The 2,958-nt window shown below is 71.2% G+C and carries 1 protein-coding gene and 2 pseudogenes; all 3 read right to left on the bottom strand.

Annotation, left to right across the window (positions count from 1 at the left end; all coding sequences use genetic code 11):
- Positions 1-127 (bottom strand): annotated as a pseudogene (locus GH736_RS25295) (DEAD/DEAH box helicase); the annotation flags it as partial.
- Between the two features lie 62 nt (positions 128-189).
- Positions 190-1,122: pseudogene (locus GH736_RS20300) on the bottom strand (LacI family DNA-binding transcriptional regulator); the annotation flags it as partial.
- 65 nt (positions 1,123-1,187) lie between these two features.
- On the bottom strand, positions 1,188-2,958 hold a 1,771-nt coding region (gene yicI, locus GH736_RS20295), incomplete at its 5' end, for an alpha-xylosidase (RefSeq protein WP_159606549.1).

The following is a 2,958-nucleotide window of genomic DNA, read 5'->3' as shown; positions in this document are numbered from 1 at the left end:
TCTCGACGTCCTCGGCGAAGCCCATCTTCAGCATCTCGTCGGCCTCGTCGAGCACGAGGTACTTGAGCTCCGACAGGTCGAGCGTGCGCTTGTCGAGGTGGTCCATGATGCGGCCCGGCGTGCCGACCCGGTCGCGCCCGACGCGGCATCCGTCATACCGTGCTCGTGGTCGAGCTCGTCGGCGAGCCGGATCGCGAGCCTGGCCGCCTCCTCGCCCATGCGCCGCAGCGGCTGGTGCACGGTCGTGAGCCTGGGCGTGAGCCAGCGCGCGAGCGGGATGTCGTCGTAGCCGACGATCGAGAGCTCCTCGGGCACCCGGATGCCGCGCTCGCGCGCCGCCTCCATGACCCCGAGCGCCTGCATGTCGCTGCCGGCGAAGATCGCGGTGGGCCGGTCGTCGCGGCCCAGCAGTTCGCGGGCGCGCTCCCGGCCGCCGCTCACGTGGAAGTCGCCGAAGCGGATCCAGTCGGGATCGATCGCGAGGCCCGCGGAGTTCATCGCCGAGCGGTAGCCGTCGACCCGGGCGAGTGAGCACATCATGTCCTCGGGGCCGGTGATCGCGGCGATGCGCGTGTGGCCGAGCTCGATGAGGTGCCGGGTGGCCGCGAGTCCGCCCGACCAGTTCGCCGAGCCGACCGAGGGCGCGTCGGGCGACGGGTCGCCGGCAGGGTCGACGATGACGAATGGGATCGCCCGCGACTGCAGGCGCTCCCGGTACTCGGGCGCGAGCTCGGAGAACACCAGGACGATGGCGACCGGACGACGGCGCATGACGCCTTCGATCCAGTCTGGGTCGGGTGCGTGCCGGCTGCCGCTGACGGTGAGCACGACGCTGAGCCCGTGCTCCTTGGCCACCTGCTCGACGCCGCCGATGACCTCCATCGACCAGATCGGGTCGAGCTCATGGAAGACGAGCTCGATGAGCTCGGCCCGCGACTCCGAACGTCCGCCGCCGCGGCGACGGTATCCGCGCTCGGCGAGGAGCTGCTCGACGCGGGCGCGGGTGGGCGGCGAGACATCCGACCGGCCGTTGAGCACCTTCGAGATCGTGGACAGCGAGACGCCCGCCTCTTCTGCCACGTTCGCGAGCGTGACGCGGCCGTCTGCGGCATCCGTTTCCATGTTTCGAATTCTAGGGCCGAAAGTTGCGACGGGCCACGAGGCGCCGCTGCGACGCGGCGACGGGCTCAGCCGCGGAACTCCCCCGGCGTGCCGTCCTCCTCGACGATCGGCACGACCGCGCCCTCGCGCACCCAGAGCGGCACCGTGTCGAAGCCGTGCACCTCGCGCCGCCAGCCGCCGCCCTCGACGGCCTCGCGCGTGAACCAGTTCGTCCACCGGCCGGCCGGCAGGTAGTACTCCACCTCACCCGCGGCCGAGAACACCGGTGCGACGAGCAGGCTCGGACCGAGCAGGTACTGCCGGTCGAGGTGGGCGGTCGCGGGGTCGCCGGGGAACTCGAGCTGCATCGGCCGCATGATCGGCCGCCCGGTGCGGTGGGCCTCCTCGCCGGCCGCGACGAGGTAGGGCCGCAGCGACGCCTTGAGCTTCGCGAACGTCCGCGCCACCTCGACCGCGCTCTGGCCCGGCGCCTCCGAGCCGTCGTCGAACGCCCATGGAACCCGATAGCTCGTCGAGCCGTGCAGCCGCGAGTGGCTCGACAGCAGCCCGAATGCGAGCCAGCGCTTGAACACGGCGGGGTCGGGGTCGCCCTCGAATCCGCCGATGTCGTGGCTCCAGTAGCCGAAGCCGCTGAACGCGAGCGAGAGTCCGCCGCGCAGGCTCTCGGCCATCGAGGTGAACGACGACGAGTTGTCGCCGCCCCAGTGCACCGGCATCGACTGGCCGCCCGCGGTCGCCGAACGGGCGAACAGCACCGCTTCTCCCACGCCGCGCTCCTCCTCGAGCACGTCGAACACGGCCCGGTTGTAGAGGTCGGTGTAGCGGTGGTGCATCGCCTCGGGGTCGCTCCCGTCGTGCCACACGACGTCGATCGGCACCCGCTCGCCGAAGTCGGTCTTGATGGCGTCGACGCCCTGGCCGAGGAGCGTGCGCACGTGCGCCTGGAACCAGGCCGTGGCCTCGGGATTCGTGAAGTCGACGAGCGCCATGCCCGCCTGCCAGAGGTCCCACTGCCACACCGACCCATCGGGGCGTCGCACGAGGTATCCACGCTCCGCGCCCTCGCGGAAGAGCCGGGACCGCTGCGCGATATAGGGGTTCAGCCAGGCGCTGACCTTGAGCCCGCGGTCGTGCAGGCGCGCGAGCATGCCCTCGGGGTCTGGGAACACGGCCGGGTCCCACTCGAAGTCGGTCCAGTGGAACTCGCGCATCCAGAAGCAGTCGAAGTGGAACACCTCGAGCGGGATGTCGCGCTCGGCCATGCCGTCGATGAACGAGTTGACCGTCGCCTCGTCGTAGTCGGTCGTGAAGCTCGTCGAGAGCCACAGCCCGTACGACCAGTCGGGCACCCGCGCGGGGCGTCCGGTGAGCCGCGTGTAGCGGTCGAGCACCTCCGCGGGCGTGGGCCCGGCGATCACGAAGTACTCGAGCGACTCTCCCGCCACCGAGAACTGCACCTGCTCCACGGCCTCCGAGCCGACCTCGAACGACACGTGCCCCGCGTGGTTCACGAGCACGCCGTAGCCGCGGTTCGTCAGGTAGAACGGCACGTTCTTGTAGGCCTGCTCGCTCGACGTACCGCCGTCGGCGTTCCAGATGTCGACCGTCTGGCCGTTCTTCACGAGCGGGCCGAACCGCTCGCCGAGTCCGTAGACGAGCTCGCCCACGCCCAGCGCGAGCTGGGTGTGCAGGTACGCGGATGCCTCGGCGAGGCCAGTCGTCGTGATGCCGGCCACCCCCGTGGGCTCCGCGGCGACGGGCGCGCCGGGCGCGAGCTGCACGTAGCCCACGGACTTGTGCCCGCTCGTCGTGTAGACGCGGCCCGCGCCGTCGCCG

The organism is Agromyces humi (assembly GCF_009720255.1).
GTDB classification, from domain to species: Bacteria; Actinomycetota; Actinomycetes; order Actinomycetales; family Microbacteriaceae; genus Agromyces; species Agromyces humi.
Note: the sequence above shows the minus strand (reverse complement) of the source record. Positions and strands in the feature narration are given on the sequence as shown.